24 protein-coding genes and 1 tRNA gene are annotated in these 19,218 nt (G+C 76.0%); 13 read left to right on the top strand and 12 right to left on the bottom strand.

The features are described 5' to 3' along the window. Nucleotides 1-34: 34 nt before the first annotated feature. Nucleotides 35-505, top strand: a complete 471-nt coding sequence (locus ACI79R_RS17665) for an STAS domain-containing protein (protein WP_456574961.1) — start codon at nt 35-37, stop codon at nt 503-505. 1 nt (nt 506) lies between these two features. Here the strand turns inward: ACI79R_RS17665 and ACI79R_RS17660 are convergent, their stop codons facing one another. Next, complete coding sequence (locus ACI79R_RS17660) at nt 507-1,361, bottom strand: aldo/keto reductase (protein ID WP_456574960.1); 855 nt, start codon at nt 1,359-1,361, stop codon at nt 507-509. 58 nt (nt 1,362-1,419) lie between these two features. On the opposite strand from ACI79R_RS17660, the gene ACI79R_RS17655 reads away from it, so the two are divergent. Next, nucleotides 1,420-2,016, top strand: a complete 597-nt coding sequence (locus ACI79R_RS17655; RefSeq protein ID WP_456574959.1) for a histidine phosphatase family protein — start codon at nt 1,420-1,422, stop codon at nt 2,014-2,016. Here the strand turns inward: ACI79R_RS17655 and ACI79R_RS17650 are convergent. Further along, nucleotides 1,994-3,091, bottom strand: coding sequence for an EAL domain-containing protein (locus ACI79R_RS17650; RefSeq protein WP_456574958.1), 1,098 nt, complete (start codon nt 3,089-3,091; stop codon nt 1,994-1,996). The two genes, ACI79R_RS17655 and ACI79R_RS17650, sit on opposite strands and share 23 nt — an antisense overlap. A 115-nt stretch (nt 3,092-3,206) precedes the next feature. Here ACI79R_RS17650 and ACI79R_RS17645 point away from each other — a divergent pair, with 115 nt between their 5' ends. Continuing rightward, nucleotides 3,207-3,821, top strand: coding sequence for a TetR/AcrR family transcriptional regulator (locus ACI79R_RS17645; RefSeq protein WP_456574957.1), 615 nt, complete (start codon nt 3,207-3,209; stop codon nt 3,819-3,821). A 28-nt stretch (nt 3,822-3,849) separates the two neighbouring features. Here the strand turns inward: ACI79R_RS17645 and ACI79R_RS17640 are convergent, their stop codons facing one another. Both ACI79R_RS17640 and ACI79R_RS17635 read right to left on the bottom strand, forming a co-directional pair. After that, nucleotides 3,850-4,347, bottom strand: a complete 498-nt coding sequence (locus ACI79R_RS17640; RefSeq protein WP_456574956.1) for a DUF427 domain-containing protein — start codon at nt 4,345-4,347, stop codon at nt 3,850-3,852. Nucleotides 4,348-4,349: 2 nt separating this feature from the next. Further along, the gene (locus ACI79R_RS17635; RefSeq protein WP_456574955.1) at nt 4,350-4,580 is read right to left on the bottom strand and encodes a DUF3618 domain-containing protein; all 231 of its coding nucleotides are present in this window, start codon (nt 4,578-4,580) and stop codon (nt 4,350-4,352) included. Between the two features lie 112 nt (nt 4,581-4,692). Here ACI79R_RS17635 and ACI79R_RS17630 point away from each other — a divergent pair. Together ACI79R_RS17630 and ACI79R_RS17625 are read left to right on the top strand one after the other, a co-directional pair. After that, a tRNA-Leu gene (locus ACI79R_RS17630) sits at nt 4,693-4,773 on the top strand. A gap of 41 nt (nt 4,774-4,814) precedes the next feature. Continuing rightward, the gene (locus tag ACI79R_RS17625; protein WP_456574954.1) at nt 4,815-5,414 is read left to right on the top strand and encodes a class I SAM-dependent methyltransferase; all 600 of its coding nucleotides are present in this window, start codon (nt 4,815-4,817) and stop codon (nt 5,412-5,414) included. Nucleotides 5,415-5,422: 8 nt separating this feature from the next. On the opposite strand, the gene ACI79R_RS17620 is transcribed toward ACI79R_RS17625, so the two are convergent. Beyond that, nucleotides 5,423-6,073, bottom strand: coding sequence for a DUF6461 domain-containing protein (locus ACI79R_RS17620; protein WP_456574953.1), 651 nt, complete (start codon nt 6,071-6,073; stop codon nt 5,423-5,425). A 186-nt stretch (nt 6,074-6,259) separates the two neighbouring features. On the opposite strand from ACI79R_RS17620, the gene ACI79R_RS17615 reads away from it, so the two are divergent. Further along, nucleotides 6,260-7,081 carry a hypothetical protein gene (locus tag ACI79R_RS17615; protein WP_456574952.1) on the top strand — a complete coding sequence of 274 codons (822 nt, stop codon included), beginning with the start codon at nt 6,260-6,262 and terminating at the stop codon, nt 7,079-7,081. A gap of 7 nt (nt 7,082-7,088) precedes the next feature. On the opposite strand, the gene ACI79R_RS17610 is transcribed toward ACI79R_RS17615, so the two are convergent. Both ACI79R_RS17610 and ACI79R_RS17605 read right to left on the bottom strand, forming a co-directional pair. Then, a complete protein-coding gene (locus tag ACI79R_RS17610) occupies nt 7,089-7,994 on the bottom strand; it encodes a DUF6910 family protein (protein WP_456574951.1) in 906 nt (301 codons plus the stop codon). A 49-nt stretch (nt 7,995-8,043) separates the two neighbouring features. Further along, nucleotides 8,044-9,135 carry an HPP family protein gene (locus ACI79R_RS17605; RefSeq protein WP_456574950.1) on the bottom strand — a complete coding sequence of 364 codons (1,092 nt, stop codon included), beginning with the start codon at nt 9,133-9,135 and terminating at the stop codon, nt 8,044-8,046. A gap of 186 nt (nt 9,136-9,321) precedes the next feature. Between ACI79R_RS17605 and ACI79R_RS17600 the strand changes: the two genes are divergently transcribed. Continuing rightward, nucleotides 9,322-9,564 carry a hypothetical protein gene (locus ACI79R_RS17600; protein WP_456574949.1) on the top strand — a complete coding sequence of 81 codons (243 nt, stop codon included), beginning with the start codon at nt 9,322-9,324 and terminating at the stop codon, nt 9,562-9,564. 6 nt (nt 9,565-9,570) lie between these two features. Here the strand turns inward: ACI79R_RS17600 and rdgB are convergent, their stop codons facing one another. Together rdgB and rph are read right to left on the bottom strand one after the other, a co-directional pair. After that, nucleotides 9,571-10,182, bottom strand: coding sequence for an RdgB/HAM1 family non-canonical purine NTP pyrophosphatase (gene rdgB, locus ACI79R_RS17595; protein WP_456574948.1), 612 nt, complete (start codon nt 10,180-10,182; stop codon nt 9,571-9,573). Next, nucleotides 10,179-10,919 (bottom strand): ribonuclease PH, encoded by a 741-nt coding sequence (rph, locus tag ACI79R_RS17590; protein WP_456574947.1) that lies wholly within the window; start codon nt 10,917-10,919, stop codon nt 10,179-10,181. Before rph ends, rdgB begins: the two co-directional genes overlap by 4 nt. A gap of 136 nt (nt 10,920-11,055) precedes the next feature. Here rph and ACI79R_RS17585 point away from each other — a divergent pair, with 136 nt between their 5' ends. The 6 genes from ACI79R_RS17585 to gndA all read left to right on the top strand — a co-directional run bounded on the left by ACI79R_RS17585 (nt 11,056) and on the right by gndA (nt 16,769). Continuing rightward, on the top strand, nt 11,056-11,715 hold the full coding sequence (locus ACI79R_RS17585) for a DUF4337 family protein (RefSeq protein ID WP_456574946.1): 660 nt from the start codon (nt 11,056-11,058) through the stop codon (nt 11,713-11,715). A 90-nt stretch (nt 11,716-11,805) separates the two neighbouring features. Further along, on the top strand, nt 11,806-12,210 hold the full coding sequence (locus ACI79R_RS17580; protein WP_456574945.1) for a YjbQ family protein: 405 nt from the start codon (nt 11,806-11,808) through the stop codon (nt 12,208-12,210). A 51-nt stretch (nt 12,211-12,261) separates the two neighbouring features. Beyond that, complete coding sequence (gene bcp, locus ACI79R_RS17575) at nt 12,262-12,756, top strand: thioredoxin-dependent thiol peroxidase (protein ID WP_456574944.1); 495 nt, start codon at nt 12,262-12,264, stop codon at nt 12,754-12,756. 171 nt (nt 12,757-12,927) lie between these two features. After that, entirely contained in the window at nt 12,928-13,725 is a 798-nt protein-coding gene (locus tag ACI79R_RS17570; RefSeq protein ID WP_456574943.1) for a hypothetical protein, read from the top strand. Beyond that, nucleotides 13,722-15,272 carry a multicopper oxidase family protein gene (locus ACI79R_RS17565; protein WP_456574942.1) on the top strand — a complete coding sequence of 517 codons (1,551 nt, stop codon included), beginning with the start codon at nt 13,722-13,724 and terminating at the stop codon, nt 15,270-15,272. The genes ACI79R_RS17570 and ACI79R_RS17565 overlap by 4 nt, the downstream gene beginning before the upstream one ends. 57 nt (nt 15,273-15,329) lie before the next feature. Next, on the top strand, nt 15,330-16,769 hold the full coding sequence (gene gndA, locus ACI79R_RS17560) for an NADP-dependent phosphogluconate dehydrogenase (protein ID WP_456574941.1): 1,440 nt from the start codon (nt 15,330-15,332) through the stop codon (nt 16,767-16,769). A gap of 8 nt (nt 16,770-16,777) precedes the next feature. Here the strand turns inward: gndA and ACI79R_RS17555 are convergent, their stop codons facing one another. The 3 genes from ACI79R_RS17555 to ACI79R_RS17545 form a co-directional block, all read right to left on the bottom strand. Continuing rightward, a complete protein-coding gene (locus ACI79R_RS17555) occupies nt 16,778-17,260 on the bottom strand; it encodes a DUF4262 domain-containing protein (protein WP_456574940.1) in 483 nt (160 codons plus the stop codon). Between the two features lie 97 nt (nt 17,261-17,357). Next, nucleotides 17,358-18,311, bottom strand: coding sequence for a DNA polymerase domain-containing protein (locus tag ACI79R_RS17550; RefSeq protein WP_456574939.1), 954 nt, complete (start codon nt 18,309-18,311; stop codon nt 17,358-17,360). 128 nt (nt 18,312-18,439) lie between these two features. Continuing rightward, nucleotides 18,440-19,180 (bottom strand): MBL fold metallo-hydrolase, encoded by a 741-nt coding sequence (locus tag ACI79R_RS17545; protein ID WP_456574938.1) that lies wholly within the window; start codon nt 19,178-19,180, stop codon nt 18,440-18,442. Nucleotides 19,181-19,218: the final 38 nt, after the last annotated feature.

Below are 19,218 nucleotides of genomic sequence, written 5' to 3'. Positions count from 1 at the left end.
GCGGCCGCCACCGTTCCACAGCTCGGAGGTGCCCGTGCCGCACCTGTCCGTCGCCGTCGTCCCGACGCCCGACCAGGTGGTCGTCCGGCTCACCGGCGAGGCGGGCGTCGCGACCCTCGACCGGCTCGGCGCGGCCCTCACGGCCGCTGCCGCGCTGGGCACCCGGCAGGTCGTCGTCGACGTCGCGGGGGTCCGGTTCACCGACGAGGCCCCGCTGCTCGCGCTCACCGAGTACACCCAGGCGCTGGCCCCGGCCGGGCGTGCCTGCCGGCTGGTCGGTGCGCCCGGGGCGACCCGGCGCATGGTGGCCGGCGCGGGCCTGGCCGGCCGGCTGGAGCTGGACGGCCTGCTCGACGCGGTGCCGCCCCGGCCCGCCCCGGACGAGGCCGCACCGGCGCCGGCCCGCCGCCCGCGGCTGGTCCGGGGGGCGGGCCGGTGGCACGAGCGGCGGCCGGGCCGCGGCCGGTCGGCACCGGCCGCGGAGAGCCTGCGCCGCTGGCGCTGAGTCAGGCGAGCGCGTCCAGGCGGGCCATGTCCTCCGCGGAGAGGGTCAGCCGGGCCGCCCCGAGGTTCTCGGTGAGGTGGTCGACGCTCTTGGTGCCCGGGATGGGCAGCACGACCGGCGACTTCTGCAGCAGCCAGGCCAGCGCCACCTGGGACGGCGTGGCGTCGAGCTCGCGGGCGATGTCGGCCACCGGGCTGTCCGGGGCGGCGAGGTCGCCGGTCGCGATCGGGAACCACGGGATGAACGCGATGCCGTGCTCGGTGGCGACGTCGAGGACGTCCTGGCTCTGCCGGTTGGTCAGGTTGTAGAGGTTCTGCACGCTGACGACGTCGACGATCTCCCGCGCCGCGCGCAGCTCCTCGACCGAGACCTCCGAGACGCCGATGTGGCGCACCTTGCCCTCGTCCTGCAGCTCCTTGAACGCGCCGAGCTGGTCGGCCAGCGGCACCTCGGGGTCGATGCGATGCAGCTGGATGAGGTCGATGCGCTCCACCTCCAGGTGCCGCAGCGAGAGCTCGACCTGCTGGCGCAGGTAGGCCGGGCGGCCGACCGCGGTCCAGATGCCCGGGCCCTGCCGGGTCAGGCCGGCCTTGGTCGCGATGACCAGGTTCTCGGGGTAGGGGTGCAGCGCCTCGGCGATGATCTGCTCGCTGACGAACGGCCCGTAGGAGTCGGCGGTGTCGATGAAGTCGACGCCCTGCTCGACGGCGGCGCGGACGACGCGCAGCGCGCCCTCCCGGTCGGCCGGTTCACCCCACACGCCCGGGCCGGGCAGCTGCATGGCGCCGTAGCCGAGCCGGTGCACGGGGAGGTCCCCGCCGATCGAGAAGGTGTCGGACAGCTCTGCGGTGGTCATGCCGGGTGCCAGCACGCCAGCCCGCGCGGCTGTTCCCGGATGCGTGTTCGATGAGCCCGTGGCCGAGGCGAAGCGTGGCGAGATCCTGGTGCTCCGGCACGGGCAGACCGAGTGGAGCCGCAGCGGCCAGCACACCGGGACGACGGACCTCCCCCTCCTGCCCGAGGGAGAGGAACGCGCCCGCGCCCTGGCCCCGGAGCTGAGCCGGCGGAACTTCGCCGAGGTGCGGGTGAGCCCGATGCAGCGCGCCCGGCGCACCGCCGAGCTGGCCGGGCTGACCGCGACGGCGGTCGACGAGGACCTCGTGGAGCTGGACTACGGCGGCTACGAGGGCCGCACCACCGCGGAGATCAGCGAGGAGCTGGGCCGGGAGTGGTCGGTCTGGCGGGACCCGGTCACGCCCGGCGCCACCCCCGGCGAGACCCTGGCGGCGGTGGGCGTCCGCGTCGACCGGGTGCTCGACCGGGTGCGTCCCCGGCTGGCCGACGGCGACGTCGCGCTGGTCGCGCACGGCCACGTGCTGCGGGTGCTCACCGCGCGGTGGCTCGGGCTGGGCCCCGAGGCCGGCGCGCTGTTCGCCCTCCCGGCCGGCGCCTACGGCGTGCTGGGCCACGAGCACGCGCGGCCGGTGCTCACGGGGTGGGCGCTGCGCTGACCGGCGTCGCCGGGCGGCCGAACAGCCAGCCCTGACCCTGGTCGGCGCCCAGCGCGGCGACCTCCTCGGCGGCCTGCTCGGTCTCCACGCCCTCGGCCACGACCAGCGCGCCCACCCGGTGCGCGGACTCCACGACCGAGGCGACCATGGTGCGCGCGCCGTCGTCGGGCAGGGCGGCCACCAGCGGCTTGCCGAGCTTCACGACGTCGGGGCGGAGGCTGGTCAGCAGCGACCGGCTGGCCCAGCCGGCGGCGACGTCGTCCAGGGCGACCCGCCAGCCCAGCGAGCGGTAGTGCTCGAGCACCGACAGCAGGTGCCCGTGGTCGGCGACGGCGGAGGGCTCGCCGACCTCGATGACCAGCCGCTCGGGAGCCAGGCCGGCCGCGGCCAGCGCCTCGACGGTGCTCGCCAGGTCGGCCTCCGGGCGGTGCACCGAGGTGGGGTGGGTGTTGACGAACAGGTCGGCGTCCCCCAGCCAGCCGGCGGCGCCGGCGACGGCGCACTCCCGGCCGATGCGGTCCAGCCGGGCCAGCCAGCCGGCGGACTCGGCGACGAAGAACAGGTCGCCGCCGCCGATCTCCCGGCCGTCGACCGCTCCGCGCAGCAGCGCCTCGTGCGCGACCACCCGCCGGTCGCCCAGCGTGACGATCGGCTGGTACACCGACCACAGCTCGGCCTCGGCCAGCACGCCGACCTCCGCGGTCACGCCCCGTCGGGCGAGCTCGACGGCGAGCGTGGGGGCGGTCAGCAGCCGGGTGACCAGCGCGGTGTACTCCCCCGGCGGATCGGTGGACACCCGCACGACCTCGGCCTCGGCGCCGGTGAGCTCCCGGGAGAGCCGGTCGAACAGCCGCTCGACGCCCACGCCGTCCCGCTCGTCGGTGAGGTCGAGCAGGCCGGGGGCCGCGTACACCGAGAGCCCGACCGACCGGGCGATGCCCGCGACGGAGGGCAGCACGCTGTCCACCTCGCTGGCCATGAGCACCCGGGTGGCGACCTCCGGTAGTGGCCACGCCTCCCGCCGCCGGACGGGGACGACGGGCAGGGAGCCGGTCGGACCGGTGGTGCTGGCCACGCGAGGAGGATGGCCGACGTCGGGGTGTCCCGGCGACAGGCGCGCGGGGGTGGACCCGGCGCGTCCACGCCGGGCAGGCACCTCGTCCACAACTTAAGTGTCTAAGGTGCCGGGCATGAGGCCTCTCCCGTCGACCGACCCCGTGCGTCCCAACCGCGGTGGCCGGCCGCGCGACCCCAGCCGCGACGGCGTCATCCGCGCCGCCATCCTGCGGCTGCTGGGTGAGGTCGGGTACGGGGCGCTGACCATGGACGCGGTGGCCGCCGAGGCCGGCGTCGGCAAGGCGACGATCTACCGCCGGTGGCGGACGAAGCAGGACCTCGTCGTCGACACCATCTCGGACATGAACCGGGCGGTGGCCGTTCCCACCGACACCGGCACGCTGGAGGGCGATCTCCGCGCTCTCATGCACCTGCTGGTCGGGGTGGTGAACGGGCCGGTGGGCACGGCGATCCGCTCGCTGCTGCCGGCGATGCAGCACCAGGAGGCGATGACCGAGGCGTTCCGCAGCGGACCGCTGGAGGTCTGGCGGGACGCCTACGCGCAGGTCTGGGACCGCGCGGCCGCCCGCGGCGAGATCGGCCAGGGCATGGCCCGGTCGATCGTCGCCGAGGCCACCAGCGCGCTGCTCGTGCAGCGCTGGCTGCTGACCGGCGAGCCGGTGGACGAGGCCTACGCCGACCAGGTGCTGGACACCCTCGTGCTGCCGGTGCTGCGCCAGTCCCGCTAGCTGGAGGCCCGCTGAGCGTCCGCGCCGGTCACCAGCCGAGCGTGCCCGGATCGCCCTTGACGGGGCCGACGACGTCGGCGGTGATCCAGCCGCCGTAGAAGTCGCCGGGCTGGGCCCGCACGGCCTCGCCGTCGACCAGCGCGCGGTCGACCCGGCTCGGATAGAACGCGACCGCGCCGCGCAGGAGCTCGTACCCGGCGGTGGGCCGCTCGTAGGACCAGCCGACCGCCGGGTGGCGCCGGCCGTCGACGACGGCGTCCCAGTACGTGGCCGCGCCCTTCCACTCGCACCACGAGCTGCCCTCGGCGCGCTCGAGCACGCCGGGGACGACGTCGGCGACCGGCACGTAGTAGACCGGCGGGTGGCTGGTCTCGCAGACCCGCACCGCCCGCACGGTGTCGGCGACCACCCGGCCGCCGAGCTCGACCACGACCCGCCGCGCGGTCACCTCGGCCGACGGCGGCCGGGGGTAGTCCCAGACCGACTCCTGGCCGGGACCGACCGGGTCGGGCCGCGGACGGCGCACGGTCAGCGCTTGCGGGACCGCACCGCGTTGACCACGACCACGGTGACGAACAGGCCGACCGCGCCGATGGTGGCCTTGCCCGCGGGCGAGGCGAGGAAGCGCTGGACGGCCTCCCGGCCCTGCGACTTCAGCCGCGTCGGGCTGGTGCGGAAGGCCAGCTGGTCGAGCGTGGCCGCCAGCGACTCACGGGCAGCGTCGATCTCCAGCTGAATCTGTCGAGGGTCGCGAGGCACGGCGACAGCCTGCCAGACCCGCCGTCGCGGGGCGCGTTCCGACCGCTCGGGGCAACCCGCACGGGCGACCTCCGGGCTTCTCCCGCCGGGTCCTCCTACACTCTGCTGCGCGGCGGGAGTGGTGTAACGGCAGCCACGCCAGACTTAGGATCTGGTGCCTTCGGGCGTGCGGGTTCGACTCCCGCCTCCCGCACCGCCAGCGCCTGCCGCCCCGGCGGAGGATCATGGGACGGCGTGAGCGTTCCCAGCCGGATCCTGCGTCCCCGGGTCCCGTCCGACGGGGCGGGCGGCGACGTCCGGGCGCGGGTGTGCGCCGGCCTCACCGGTGAGGTCCTCGAGATCGGCCACGGGTACGGGCCCAACCAGTCGCACCTTCCCCCGGCGGTTACCGGCGTCTGGGCCGTCGAGCCCTCCGCCACTGTGCTGCGGGACGCCGCCGAGCGCGCCGGGACCTCCGCCGTCCCCGTCGTCGTCACCGAGGGCGACGCGCAGTCGCTGCCCTTCCCCGACGACCGCTTCGACGCAGCCCTCTGCACCTGGGTCCTGTGCGAGCTGCCCGACCCGGCCGCCGCGCTGGCGGAGGTGGCCCGCGTCCTGCGCCCCGGCGCCGCCCTGCACTTCGTCGAGCACGGACTGTCCCCGGACCCGTCGGTCCGGCGATGGCAGCGCCGCGGGCACCGGGCCGATCGGCTGCGCACCGGCTGCGTGCTGGACAACGACGTCGCCGCGTTGCTGGCGTCCTCGCCGCTGACGGTCACCCGGCTGACGCGGTGGCGCCAGGACGATGCGCCGGGCTGGGCGGGATACATGTACGAGGGCCGGGCCGCCGCCTGACCCGCCGGTCACGGCAGGGGTGGTCCGGCGGTGGTCCAGGTGCGGTGCGGACGCCGGAGCAGCCACTCCTCGTCGATCCGGATGCCGGTCAGCCGGTCGACCAGCTCCAGCAGCAGCGCGCGGCCGCTCCCGTCCTGGAAGTCCAGGCCCTCCTCCTCCGGCAGCGGGTCCCCGATCGGCTCCCAGTCCTGGAGGAACGGGTCGAGCGACCGGACCACCGTCCCCCGACGCGCCAGGGACAACTGGTACCGCGCGTTGATGTTCCAGAACACGCAGACGGCGGAGCCGCCCCGGGAGAGCTCGGCGAGCAGCGCCTCGTCGGTCGCCTGGTAGCCGTTGTTCTCCACGACCACGAGCCGGCCGTCGCGCTCCCCGACCTGCACCGGCGCCGCGGAGGAGTCCAGGTCCACCAGGTCGCAGGCCTGGTCGAAGGTCGCCTGCCGCTCGGTCGACCAGTCGAAGCCGAGCAGCTCGCCGACCTCGCGCAGCTCGAGCCCCTCGACGACGGTGAGGGTGACGGCCTCGACGTCCTCCAGCCAGTCGTCCGGGCCAGCCGGTTCCGCGGGGGCGGTCCGCCCGGGGGCGCTGCCGCGGTGCAGCCAGCGGAGCAGCCGCGGACCGCGACGCCGGAACCCCGCGCCGTGCCGCTCGTCGGTCATCGCCGCACCGTAGCCCGGCCTGGATGTCGTGAGGATCACACGATCGGGTCGTCGCAGGTGAGGGGCCCGCCGAGCGTGACGGTCGCCCAGCCGCGTCGCCGGGGGCGCCGTACCGTCGAGGTGCGGCCGGCCGGCAGCGCAGCCGGATGGCCCTCTTCCCCGCATCCCCGCACCATCCCGGAGACCATGTCCTCCCCGCGCACCGAACCGACCGACCGAACCTCGTCCGCCGAGTCCGCCGAGTCCGCGGAGAAGGCGAAGGCCAGCGCCCTCAACATCGCCCAGATCGCCGCCGGCGCCCTGGCCGCGGTGTCCACGGCCGTGGTGATGTCCTTCTTCGGCGCCGTCGGCACCCTGATCGGCGCCGGCCTGGCCAGCGTGATCAGCTCCGTGACCGCCGCCCTCTACAAGCAGTCGCTGGAGAAGACCAACGAGCGGCTGCGCCAGGTCCGCGCCCAGCTCGGCGGCGCCCGCCCGGCGAACGGCCAGGCGAACAACCAGGCGACACCGGAGCCGACGGCCGGGCCGCCGGCGACCGCGGCCCTGCCCGCCCACCTCGATCCGCGCCGCGCCCCGGCGCCCCGCCGGCTGGACGTCAAGCGGGTGGCGCTCTACGCCGGCGCGGTCTTCGTCCTGGCCATGGGGATCGTGACCGGGATCGAGCTGATCGGGCAGAAGCCGGTGTCCGCCCTCGTCGGCGGCACGACCAGCAGCACCTCGGGGACGACGACGATCGGCTCGTTCACGAACACCTCGTCGACGCGGGACGCCGAGCCGACGGCGCCGGCGACCACCGCCCCGGCGAGCCCCGGCACCGGCGCCCCGGCGACGAGCTCCGAGGCCCCCGGCACCGAGACCGACGCGCCCGCGAGCACGAGCACCGGCACGAGCTCGACCGCGCCGTCCACGCCGACCACCCCCCGGTCGACGACGGCGGCTCCCGAGCCCACCCGGTCCACGACGCAGGCGCCGGCGACCTCGGCGCCGGCGGCGACCGCCACCCCCTGAGCCGGGTTCAGAGGACGACCCGCAGCTCGACCGTCGCCGACGGTCGCTGCGGGTCGTCGTCGTCCACGACCGCCAGCAGCGACACCTCGTCGCGCGAGCTGCCGCGCAGGGCCAGCCCCTCGATCTTGTGCACCCGGCCGCCGACCTCGGGCACGGGCGCGACGGCGAGCACCCGGTCGCCGTCGGCCAGGGCCAGCGCGGTGGCGACGACCGGCCCGTCGTCGACGGCGTTGGGAGTGTCCTCCGCGGCCGCGCTGAGGACCACGCGGCCGTCGGGCAGCGCGACCGCGTCGGTGACCGCCAGCCCCACCCCCTCGACCCGGCCGAGGTCGTAGCGGCGCGGCGCCGCCACCGGCACGGCGGCGGCCGGTGTCCGCCCGAGGACGGCGGCCACGAGGTCGGCCAGCGGCACGTCGACGCTGGCGTCGGCCACCCCGGCGGCCAGGTTGCCCCGCTGGAACCAGCGCACCGTGTCCCCCGACCGGGCGGCGCCCTCGAGGTTGAGCTGGTCCGCCGGCACGCCCAGCAGCGCGGCCACCCGGGCGTAGAGCGGCCCCAGCTCGCCCGCCCGCACCTCCGGCCGGCCGTCGGCCAGCCGCACGACGATCCCGCGCATCCGCCGCGGGCCCGAGCCGGAGCCGAGCAGCACGACGGCGGGCTCGCCGTCGACCTCGGCCGGGGAGGCGACCTCGAGGTCGGGTTTGAGGTGCTTGGTGCCCTCGTCCTCGCGGAACCGGTCGAGGCCGTCGACCGGCGGCAGCACCCGCACCGCGGTGACCCCGCCCGCGCGCACCCAGGCCGCCGACGTCGCGTCGTCCTGGGCGACCAGCCAGCCGTCGCCGAACGGGGCGATGCCCGAGGCGGCGGTGACCGGCGTCCCGTCGTCGAAGCGCAGCGACCCGATTCCGTCCACGACGACCTGCATGGCCCCGCACTGCCCACCGCCGGGGCGGCTCACGCCCCTAGGAGCCGACCAGCGCCCGGTGCAGGACGGCGATGAGCTCGGTGCGGGTGATGATCCCGACCAGCCGGCCCGCGGCGTCGACGACCGGCAGGTTGCGCAGCCCCCGGTCGGTCATCAGCTCGACGAGGTCGGCCACCGGCATGTCCTCGGGAACGGTCGTGACCGGGGTGGTCATCACCTTCGACACCGGGTCGAACTCGACGATGTCGCGGTTGAACAGGTCGAAGACGGTGATGATGCCGACGACGCGGTGCTCGGCGTCCACCACCGGCACGGCCTTGACGTGGTGCTGGTTGATCACCATGCGCGCCCGGTAGAGGGTGTCGCCGGGCAGCACGCTCTTCACGTCGCGCGCCATCAGCGAGCCCACCCGCAGCCGGCCCAGCCGGCGGTCCAGCGCCTGGGCCTCGGCCTCGCGGATGAGCGACACCACGTCGCCGGGCAGCACGTCGAGACCGCGGTCCAGGCGGGCGATGGCCTGCGTGACGTCCTCGGTCGACACGCCCACCCGCTCGCTGGGCGCGGCGTCGGTGCCCTGGGCCGGGGGCGGCGGCGGGGGCACGTGCGGATACGGCCGGCCGGTCAGGTTGTTGACCAGCGCCCCGACCACCAGCAGGACGACGGTGTTGACGCCGACCGGCCACAGGGCGAAGGCGAAGCCCTGCTCGGCCACCGCCGACCCGCCCACGGCGGCGAACAGCGCGCAGGCGCCGCCCGGGGGGTGCACGCAGCGCAGCAGCATCATCAGCGCGATGGCCGCGCCCACCGCGACGGCCGCGGCCAGCGCGACGTCGTCCACCAGGCGGCCGGCGGCGATGCCGACCAGCGAGGAGCTGGTGTTGCCGACCAGCAGCGACCACGGCTGGGCCAGCGGGCTGGCCGGCGCGGCGAACAGCAGCACCGCGGTGGCGCCCATCGGCGCGACGATGAAGGGCAGGGCCTCCGGTCCGCCGGGCACCAGACGGGCGGTGAGGGCGGCGAGCGCGATGCCCACGAGGGCGCCCAGCCCCCCGCGCAGGTAGTCGGCCCGGCGGTAGCCGACCGGGCCCGGCCGCAGCGAGGCCAGCCAGGCCCTCCGGTCCGCGTACACGCGTCCACCCCTCTCGCCGGCGCCGGTGCCGTCGACGGACAGTACGCGGGGCCGCCCCTGCTGCGGGGTCGGCCCGGCCCCGCGCCGTTCCGCCGACGAGGTCCGTCCGGGACCGTCTCCCCCCATCGGGTCGCCCCGTGCAATCAGGGGCTGCAGCCCGGCTCCTCCGCGGCCGTTGCCCCGGCCATGACCGCCACTCCCGTCCGGCCGGCCGCTGCGGGCCGGCACCGCGCCCCCGACCTGCTCGGCGACTCCGACTGGGCCGCCGCCGCGGACTTCGAGGCCGCCTGGCGCCGCACCGGCCGGCACGCCGCCCGCGAGGAGGGATCCCGGGGCCGGCACGCCGCGCCCGAGGACTGGGAGACCAGCCCGGTCCGCCACGCGGACGGCGACCCGTTCGACTGGCTCGGCTTCAGCGAGACGCCGTGAGCCGGCTCAGCGGCCGGCGAGTGCCGCGGCGACCAGGGGGACGAGGGCCGCGAACGCCTGGGCCCGGTGGCTCCTCGCGTCCTTCTCGGCGGGCGACAACTCGGCGGAGGTGAGCGTCAGCCCCTCCGGCTCGAACACCGGGTCGTAGCCGAAGCCGTTGCTGCCGCGCGGCTCGCGCACCACCCGCCCGCGCCAGGCGCGCTCGAGCACGTGCTCGGTGCCGTCGGGGGTCACCAGCGCCGCGGCGCAGACGAAGGCCGCGCCGCGCCGCTCGTCGGGCACGTCGGCGAGCTGGCCCAGCAGCAGCGCGGTGTTCGCCGCGTCGTCCCCGTGCCGTCCGGACCAGCGCGCGGAGAGCACGCCCGGCATGCCGTTCAGCGCGTCGACGGCGATGCCGGAGTCGTCGGCGACCGCGGGCAGCCCGGTGTACCGGACCGCCTCGCGCGCCTTGAGCAGCGCGTTCTCGGCGAAGGTGGCGCCGGTCTCGGGCGCCTCCGGGTACTCCGGGACGTCGCGCAGGCCCACGACCTCGACACCCGGGACGGCGGAGGTCAGCAGCCGCTGCAGCTCCGCGAGCTTGCCCGGGTTGCGCGTGGCCAGCAGCAGCCGGGTGCTCATCGGGCCAGCGCCTCCCGCTGGAGGCGGGTCAGCTCGGCGCAGCCGGCCACGGCCAGGTCGAGCAGCGCGTCGAGCGTGGGCCGGTCGAAGACGGCGCCCTCCGCCGTGCCCTGCACCTCGACGAAGCCACCGCTGCCGGTGCACACCACGTTCATGTCGGTGCCGGCGCGCACGTCCTCCTCGTAGGCGAGGTCCAGCCGCGGCTGGCCGTCGATGACGCCGACGCTCACGGCCGCCACGGACTCGGCGATCGCGTTCTTCTTCGCCAGCTTGCCCCGCTCCCCCAGCCACGAGACGGCGTCGGCCAGGGCGACGTAGGCCCCAGTGATCGCCGCGGTGCGGGTGCCGCCGTCGGCCTGCAGGACGTCGCAGTCGATGGCGATGCTGTTCTCGCCGAGCGCGCCGAGGTCGATCGCGGCCCGCAGCGAGCGCCCGATCAGCCGGCTGATTTCGTGCGTCCGGCCGCCGATGCGGCCCTTGACCGACTCGCGGTCGCCCCGGGTGTGGGTGGCCCGCGGCAGCATCGCGTACTCGGCGGTGACCCAGCCCAGGCCCGAGCCGCGGCGCCAGCGCGGCACCCCCTCGGTGACGCTCGCGGCGCAGAGCACGCGGGTGCGCCCGAACTCCACGAGCACCGAGCCCTCGGCGTGGTCGAGCCAGTTGCGGGTGATCGTGACCGGCCGGAGCTGGTCGGCGGTGCGCCCGTCGGGGCGTGGGGTCTGCGGGGCGGGAGTCACGTGAGTCGACAGTAGTGCTCCGCACCGTCGTCGTGTCGCCGGAACCGGAACAGGCTGCCGACCTGCGACTACTACTGTCCGCTCGCCTCCCGGCGATCGCCGGGTGCGCCTCCCCCGAGCACCGGAGCAGCGACCCATGGCCCAGCACGCCGCGCATCCCGTCGACGACGCCGAGGAGCAGGAGGAGCGGCACGGTCGCCGGATGGAGCTCGTCGCCGCGGTGCTGCTGGGCCTGGCCGCCGTCGCCACCGCGTGGAGCGCCTACTGGTCGGCCATCTATGGCGGCAACGCCATCCAGGGCTACGCCCAGGCCAACACCCTCACCAGCCAGGCCGCCGACATCTACGGCGACGCCACCGGCCAGTTCAACTACGACCGCACGCTGTTCCTGCAGTACGCCCAGGCGCTGATCGCCGGTCAGCCCCAGGTCGCCGACGCGCTGCGCGACAACTACTTCTCGGAGAACCTCGAGGAGACGGTCCAGTGGTACGACACCACGGGCGACGAGGTCACCGACCCGTTCGACGCCGACGCCGGCTCGCCGTACGCACTGCCCGAGTGGGCCGAGGGCAACGAGCTGTCCGAGCAGGCCGACGCGACCTACCAGCAGGCGGTCGCCGACGACGACCAGGGTGACAAGTTCGACCTGTCGACGGTGTTCCTCGCCCTGTCGCTGTTCTTCGGCGGCATCGCCACCGTCTTCCGCCGCCGCCTGCCGCAGTACGCCACCCTGACCGTCGGCGGCGCCGGCCTGGTCATCGGCGTGGGCGCCGTGGTCTGGGCGCACCTGGGCTGACGCCGTCCTCGGGCGGGGCCGGCGGAGGACGCCGGCCCCGCCCGCGCGCGTCCGGATGTCCCGCCCGCGCGCGACCGGCAGGATCGGCGCATGCGATCGGAGCTGCGCAGCGTGCGGACCGGCGGCGTGCCCGCCGTGGTGGACCTGACCGACGAGTGCGCCGAGTTCGTCTCCGGTGAGGCCGACGGGCTGCTGCAGGTGTTCGTGCCGCACGCGACCGCGGGCGTGGCGGTGATCGAAACCGGTGCCGGCAGCGATCCCGACCTGCTCGCCGCCCTGGAGGACCTGCTGCCGCGCGACGACCGCTGGCGGCACCGGCACGGCAGCCCCGGCCACGGCCGAGACCACGTGCTCCCGGCGTTCGTGCCACCGCACGCGACGATCCCCGTCCTGGAGGGCCGGCTGCAGCTGGGCACCTGGCAGCGGATCTGCCTGGTGGACACCAACGTGGACAACCCGCAGCGGCACGTGCGGCTGTCGTTCCTCGCGGGGTAGCGGGCGCTCCCCCGTGCACCGCTGTCGGCGGACCACGGCAGGATGCCGGGCATGACCGACACCAGCACCCCGGACGCGCCCGTCCGCCTGGCCCCTGGGGACCGGGCGCCGGACTTCACCCTCCTCGACGCCGAGGGCACCCCGGTGTCGCTGTCGGACCACCGCGGACGCCGGGTGGTCGTCTACTGCTACCCGGCGGCGCTGACCCCGGGCTGCACCACGCAGGCGGTCGACTTCACCGCCGCCGCGGGTGAGCTCGCCGAGGCCGGGCTGGACATCATCGGCATCTCCCCCGACCCGCCGGAGAAGCTGATGCGCTTCCGGGAGAAGGAGTCGCTGGGCATCACGCTGCTGTCCGACCCGGACAAGAGCGTGCTGACCGCGTACGGCGCCTACGGCCCCAAGAAGCTGTACGGCAAGGAGGTGGTGGGCGTGATCCGCTCGACGTTCGTCGTCGACGCCGAGGGCCGCATCGAGAGGGCCGCCTACAACGTCAAGGCCACCGGCCACGTCGCGAAGCTGCGCCGAGACCTCGGGCTGGCCTGAGCCGTCCCGCCCCCGACGCCCCTCCCGGTCCGCCCGGGAGGGGCGTCGCGCGTTCCCGGCCCGCCCGGGCGCGCGTCCCGGCAGGACGGGACGGCGGTCCCTCGTGCTCGGGTCACCCCCGACGGCACTGTCCAGGGGACTCGATCACCGACACCTCCGGGAGAGGCCCCCATGCTCCGCACGACCACGACGACCCGCCTCCTCGCCGCGGGCTGCCTGGCCGCGATGCTCGCCGCCGCGGGCTGCAGCGCCGCCGACGACACCTCGGCCGGCGGTGCCGGCTCCGAGGACACCAACCTCGCCTCCGACGGCAGCGGCGGCGACCTCGAGGCGTTCTGCCAGGGCGTCGTCGACCTCGACGCCACCCCCAAGCCGATGGGCGGGGAGACCGGTCCGAGCCCCGAGGACGTCGCCGCCTACGGCGAGGCGCTCGGCGGCCCGGTGCAGGCGATCGTCGACAACGCCCCCGCGGACCTCGCCGAGGCCGCGGCCACGCTGCAGGACGCCCAGGCCGCGCTGACCGGTGGCGACCCCAGCGCGCTGTTCTCGCCCGGGACGATCGAGGCCGTCGGCGCGATCCAGCAGGGCGTCGCCGACAACTGCGACTACGAGTCGGTCACCGTCACCGCGGTCGACTACAACTTCGAGGGCGTGCCGGCGACGCTGCCCGCCGGCGTCGTGAACTTCGTCATGCCCAACATGTCGCAGGCCCACGAGGAGCACGTCATGCTCGTGGCCCGCGTCGCCGACGGGCAGACGCTGACCCCCGAGCAGTTCGTCGCCGACCCCGAGGGCTCCTTCGCCAAGATCGAGCTGATCGGCGAGGCGGTCGCCTCCCACGGCGCGACCGGCGGCGTCACCCTCGACCTGCCGGCCGGCGAGTACCTGCTCATCTGCCCGGTCGCCAAGGACGAGACCAGCCCGCCGCACTTCGTGCTCGGCATGATCGCGGCGGTCAGCGTCGCGTGAGCCGCCGGTCCTCCGGGGAGGCCGGCCGCCGGGCCGGGCTCCCCGGGCGGCCCGGGGCGGCGGTGAGCCGGCGGGCGTTCCTGCTCGCCGGCGCGTCGGCCGCCCTGTCCGTGCCCGTGCTGGCCGCCTGCACGGCGGGCGAGCCGCCCGCGCGCCCAGTGGCCGGGGCCGGCGGACCGGAGCGGCCGGCGCCGGCCACCGACGCCGACGGGGTGCCCCTCGTGCCGGTGCCGCCGCTCGCGCCGTCCGAGCTCGACGCCGACGACGTCCGGGTCTTCCGGCTGCGCGCGCAGGCCGGCACCACGGAGTTCACCGCGGGCACCGCCACCCCCACGTGGGGCTACGAGGGCGCCTACCTCGGCCCCACCCTGCGGGCCCGCCGCGGGGAGACCGTGCGGGTCGAGGTGACCAACGAGCTGATGGACGGCACGACCGTGCACTGGCACGGCATGGAGCTGCCCGGCACCGCGGACGGCGGCCCGCACGCCCCCGTCCCGCCGGGCGGGTCGGTGTGGCCCAGCTGGACGGTCGACCAGCCGGCCGCCACGCTCTGGTACCACCCGCACCCGCACATGCACAGCTCCGAGCAGGTGCTCCGGGGGCTGGCCGGCGCCTTCCTCGTCGACGACGACGCCGCGCCCCCCGGGCTGCCCGCGCGCTACGGCGTGGACGACGTGCCCCTGCTGCTGCAGGACAAGACGTTCACCCCCGACGGCCGCATCGACGAGGAGACCCGCACCGCGATCGGCCCGCTGGGCGAGGTCGTGCTGGTCAACGGCGTGGCCGGCGGCCGGCTCGAGGTGACCACGCAGCGGATCCGGCTGCGGGTGGTCAACGCCTCGGGCGGGCGGGTGTACGCCGTGGCCGCCGCGGACGGCCGCGAGCTGGCGATGGTCGCCGGCGACGGCGGCCTGCTGGCCGCGCCGGTGCCGGTGCGGTCGGTGCGGCTGTCGCCCGGCGAGCGCGCGGAGCTGGTCGTGACACTGACCGCCGGCGAGCGGCTGCAGCTGGTCTCGGTGCCGCCCGACCTCGGCCTGCTGCCGCAGGCGGCCGCGGCCTACGGCGGCGCCGACACGCTCCCGCTCCTGGAACTGGCCGCCGCCCACCACCTGGCGCCGTCGCCGGAGCTGCCGGCGACCCTCGCCGACGTGCCGGCGCCCGATCCGGCCGCGGCGTCGGCCGAGCGCAGCTTCGACCTCTCCGCCAACCGGATCAACGGCGCGGCGATGGACCCCGCGCGCATCGACCTCACCGTGCCGCTGGGGGCGACCGAGGTCTGGACGGTCACCAGCGCGCACGAGCAGCCGCACAGCTTCCACCCGCACGGCGTCCGGTTCCGGGTGCTGTCGGTCGGGGGCGCGCCCCCGCCGCCGGAGCTGGCCGGCTGGAAGGACACCGTCTACGTGCCGCCGCGGACTCCGATCCGGCTGCTGCTGACCTTCGACCACCCGGCGGGGCCGGAGGCACCGTTCATGTACCACTGCCACCTGCTCTGGCACGAGGACCTCGGGATGATGGGTCAGTACGTGGTCGAGCCACCGGCCTGAGAACTGCCGCGCCCAAGTCGGTGTCCCGCCGGCGGCCGGACCTGCACGATGTCGCCCATGACCGAGCAGATCGGCGTCACCGGGCTGGCCACCATGGGCGCGAACCTCGCCCGCAACCTGGCCCGGCACGGCCACCAGGTGGTGCTCCACAACCGGACCCGTGCCCGGACCGACGCCCTCGTCGCCGCCTACGGCGACGAGGGCGACTTCGTGTCCGCCGGCACCGTGGAGGAGTTCGTCGCGGCGCTGGCCCGGCCCCGGCGGATCGTGGTGATGGTCGCGGCCGGGATGTCGACCGACGCGGTGATCGACGGGCTGGTGCCGCTGCTCGACGAGGGCGACGTGGTGATCGACGGCGGCAACGCCCGCTACCAGGACACCCAGCGGCGGACCGCGGCGCTGGCCGGACGCGGCCTGCACTTCGTGGGCGCGGGCATCAGCGGCGGCGAGGAGGGGGCACTGCTCGGGCCGAGCATCATGCCCGGCGGCTCGAAGGAGGCCTACGCGCTGGTCGGCCCGCTGCTGGAGAGCATCGCGGCCGTCGTGGACGGCACCCCCTGCTGCACGCACGTCGGGGCCGACGGGGCCGGGCACTTCGTGAAGATGGTGCACAACGGCATCGAGTACGCCGACATGCAGCTGATCGCCGAGGCCTACGACCTGCTGCGCCGGCGGGCCGGGCTCTCCCCCGCCGAGATCGGCGAGGTGTTCGCCGGCTGGAACGAGGGCGACCTGGAGTCCTACCTCGTCGAGATCACCGCCGACGTGCTCCGGCACGTCGACGCCGACACCGGCCGCCCCTTCGTCGACGTGGTGCTCGACGAGGCCGAGCAGAAGGGCACCGGCCGCTGGACGGTGCAGTCGGCGCTCGACCTCGGGGTGCCGGTGAGCGGCATCGCCGAGGCCGTGTTCGCGCGGGCACTGTCCGGTCACGTCGAGCAGCGGTCGGCCGCCCAGCAGGTGCTGCCGCCCGGCCCCGGCGTGGCCGCGCTCCCGGCCGGCGAGCGCGACGCCTTCGTCGAGGCGGTCCGCCGGGCGCTGTACGCCTCGAAGGTGGTCGCCTACTCGCAGGGGTTCGACCAGATCGCCGCCGGAGCGGAGGCCAACGGCTGGGACGTCGACCGCGGGGCGCTGGCCACCATCTGGCGGGGCGGCTGCATCATCCGCGCCCGCTTCCTCGACCGGATCCGCCAGGCGTTCGCCGACGAGCCGGATCTCACCACGCTGCTCACCCACTCCTACTTCCGCGACGCGGTCGCCGACTGCCAGGAGGGCTGGCGGTCGGTCGTGGTGGAGGCCGCCCGCTGCGGCATCCCCGCGCCCGGCTTCGCCAGTGCGCTGGCCTACTACGACGGGCTGCGCGCCGACCGGCTGCCGGCGGCGCTGATCCAGGGCCTGCGCGACCGGTTCGGCTCGCACACCTACCGGCGGGTCGACCGGGCCGGCTCCTTCCACACCCTCTGGTCGGCCGACCGCAGCGAGGTGGTCATCGGCTGACGGCGGGCTCACGCCTGCCACTCCCCCGGCCGCGGCTGGCAGTCCGGCCCGCACGGATAGCCCTCCTCCCACGGGAAGGCGCCGTCGGCGTGGGTCCAGGCCAGCTGGTGGGCGGGCACGGAGTACTCGGCCGGTCGTTGGTACCAGCGGTTGGCGCCGAGGACGACGTCCCCGGGGTTGGGGCACGCCTCGACGACCAGCCGGCTGCCGTCGGCGCGGGTCACCAGCTCGCCCGGCACGAGGTTGCGGCCGGCGGCCACCAGCGCGGCCACCTCCTCGAGCAGGGCGTGCGCGGCCTGGGCGGGCAGCCCCACGACCACCAGCTCGGGGTGGCCGAGGCCGAACAGGCCGATCGTGTAGGCGAAGGCCGGCTCCCCGGGGTGGTCCCCGGGGCCGACGTACTGCACGGCCCAGCGACGGCGCCGGATCACCGCGGCGAGGTGGGCGTCCTCCTGGTCGAGCCAGGCGGTGGTCTGCGGATCGGAGGTCATGCGCGGAGGGTGCGCCGGACCTCTGACACGCCCGGTCCGTGCCTGTGGAGACCGCCGTCCCTGTGGACGGGCACCCGGAACCGTCGTCCGGGTGTGCTCAGCCCTCCTCGGCGGCGCGGCGCGCGCGGGCCCGCCGGCGGCCCTCGTGCATGGCCACCACCCGGGCGACCGGGATGGTGTGGCCCTCGGCCACCAGGTCGGCGGGTAGCTCCTCGGGCTCGGGCAGCGCCGCGGCCCAGGGGTCGCCGTCGCCGAGCAGCTCTCCCGCCGTCCGCACCGTGACCCGGCCGGGCGCGGCCTGCGCCAGCTCCGCCCACGGCACCGGCGCCGACACCGGCAGCCCGGGCCGCACCCGGGGGCTGTAGGCGGCGACGATCGTCGCCTGCCCGGAGCGGGTGGAGTCCAGGAACACCCGTCCGTGCCGCTCGTCGCGCAGGTAGGCGGTGGTCGCCAGCTCGGGATCCAGCCGCTCGGCGCGGGCCGCCAGCGCCCGAGTGGCCGCCGCCGCGTCCGCCGCGTCGGCTCCGCGCACGGGCACGACGACGTGCAGGCCCTTGGCCCCGCTGGTCTTCACCGCGCCGGCCAGCCCGAGGTCGGCCAGCGCCCGCCGGACCAGCTCCGCCGCACGCGCGACGACGGCGAAGTCGGCCCCCTCGGGCGGATCGAGGTCGAGCACCACGCCGGTCGGGTGCGCCGAGCCGGCCGGGAGGAAGGGCACGTGGAACTCGACGGCGCGCTGGTTGGCCAGCCACAGCAGGGTGCGGCGGTCGTCGCAGAGCACCTGGTGGACGACGCGCTGGCCGGCGCCGGACCACACCTCGACCGTGCGCACCCAGTCCGGCGCGCCCTTGGCCGCGTTCTTCTGCATGAACGGCGCCTGCCCGGGGCGCACCCGCACCACCGACAGCGGCCGGCCGGCCAGCAGCGGCACCAGCCGGTCGGCGAAGGCGTCCAGGTGGTCGACCAGGTCGCCCTTGGTCACCCCGAGCCCATCACCGAGCGGCTGGTCCAGCGAGGTCAGCCGCACGCCGTCGCGTTCGTCGTCCACCACCGGGCCACCGTGCCGGGTCCGGCACCGGCGGGCAAGGCACGCGTCCTCCCCGACCGTAGGGGGTCCTCCCGGGCCTCCCACCGCCGGGGAGGACCCCACATGATCAGGGACCCTGATCATGTGGGCGCTCACACGTCGTAGATCGCGCCCGGGTGCACCAGCTCGGCCGCAGGGAACGCCGACCGCGCCGCGGCGAGCTGCGCGCGGGGATCCACCCACGCCGGCACGTGGGTGACCAGCAGCCGGCCGACCCGCGCGGCGGCGGCGGTCTCCCCGGCCTGGCGCCCGGTCAGGTGCAGCGCGGGCGGCAGGTCCGGGGCCTCGGGGTGCGCGGCCTCGGCGAGCAGCACGTCGGCGCGGTGCGCCAGGCCGACGACGGCGTCGGAGGGCCCGGTGTCGCCGGTGTAGACCAGCGACCGGCCGTCCTCGGTGGTCAGCCGCAGCGCGTGGCACTCGATGGGGTGCGCCGTCCGCGCGGTGCGGACGGTGAAGGGGCCGAGCACCGCCGAGACCGGGGTGACGGCGAAGTCGAAGACGTCGGTCAGCGGGGCGCCGTCGGCGTCGTAGGCCGCGGCCAGCCGCCGGTCGGCGCCCGCGGGCGCGATCAGCGGGATCCGCCGGCGCGAGGAGCGGCCCGAGTAGCGGTGCCAGACCACGAACGGGGCGACGTCGAGGCAGTGGTCGGCGTGCAGGTGCGAGAGGAACACCGCGTCGATGCCCTCGGGGTCGGTCAGCGCCTGCAGCGGCCCGAACGCGCCGTTGCCCAGGTCGACCAGCAGCCGGAAGCCCTCGTGCTCGACGAGGTAGCAGGAGGCGGCGGAGGCGGGGCCGGGACCGCTGCCCGAGCACCCGACGACGGTGAGCCTCACGCGTCGTCGTCCGGTCGCCGGCCGGTGTTCCGCTCCCT

The sequence above is a fragment of the Blastococcus sp. SYSU D00820 genome, assembly GCF_054050695.1.
This window is presented reverse-complemented; position numbering and strand designations above follow the sequence as displayed.

Coding starts and splice junctions, on each gene's coding strand:
- ACI79R_RS17660 (WP_456574960.1), bottom strand. CDS start 1,361: ATGACCACCGCAGAGCTGTCCGACACCTTCTCGATCGGCGGGGACCTC.
- ACI79R_RS17620 (WP_456574953.1), bottom strand. CDS start 6,073: ATGACCGACGAGCGGCACGGCGCGGGGTTCCGGCGTCGCGGTCCGCGG.
- ACI79R_RS17600 (WP_456574949.1), top strand. CDS start 9,322: ATGACCGCCACTCCCGTCCGGCCGGCCGCTGCGGGCCGGCACCGCGCC.
- ACI79R_RS17615 (WP_456574952.1), top strand. CDS start 6,260: ATGTCCTCCCCGCGCACCGAACCGACCGACCGAACCTCGTCCGCCGAG.
- ACI79R_RS17645 (WP_456574957.1), top strand. CDS start 3,207: ATGAGGCCTCTCCCGTCGACCGACCCCGTGCGTCCCAACCGCGGTGGC.
- ACI79R_RS17555 (WP_456574940.1), bottom strand. CDS start 17,260: ATGACCTCCGATCCGCAGACCACCGCCTGGCTCGACCAGGAGGACGCC.
- gndA (WP_456574941.1), top strand. CDS start 15,330: ATGACCGAGCAGATCGGCGTCACCGGGCTGGCCACCATGGGCGCGAAC.
- ACI79R_RS17580 (WP_456574945.1), top strand. CDS start 11,806: ATGCGATCGGAGCTGCGCAGCGTGCGGACCGGCGGCGTGCCCGCCGTG.
- ACI79R_RS17585 (WP_456574946.1), top strand. CDS start 11,056: ATGGCCCAGCACGCCGCGCATCCCGTCGACGACGCCGAGGAGCAGGAG.
- ACI79R_RS17570 (WP_456574943.1), top strand. CDS start 12,928: ATGCTCCGCACGACCACGACGACCCGCCTCCTCGCCGCGGGCTGCCTG.
- rdgB (WP_456574948.1), bottom strand. CDS start 10,182: ATGAGCACCCGGCTGCTGCTGGCCACGCGCAACCCGGGCAAGCTCGCG.
- bcp (WP_456574944.1), top strand. CDS start 12,262: ATGACCGACACCAGCACCCCGGACGCGCCCGTCCGCCTGGCCCCTGGG.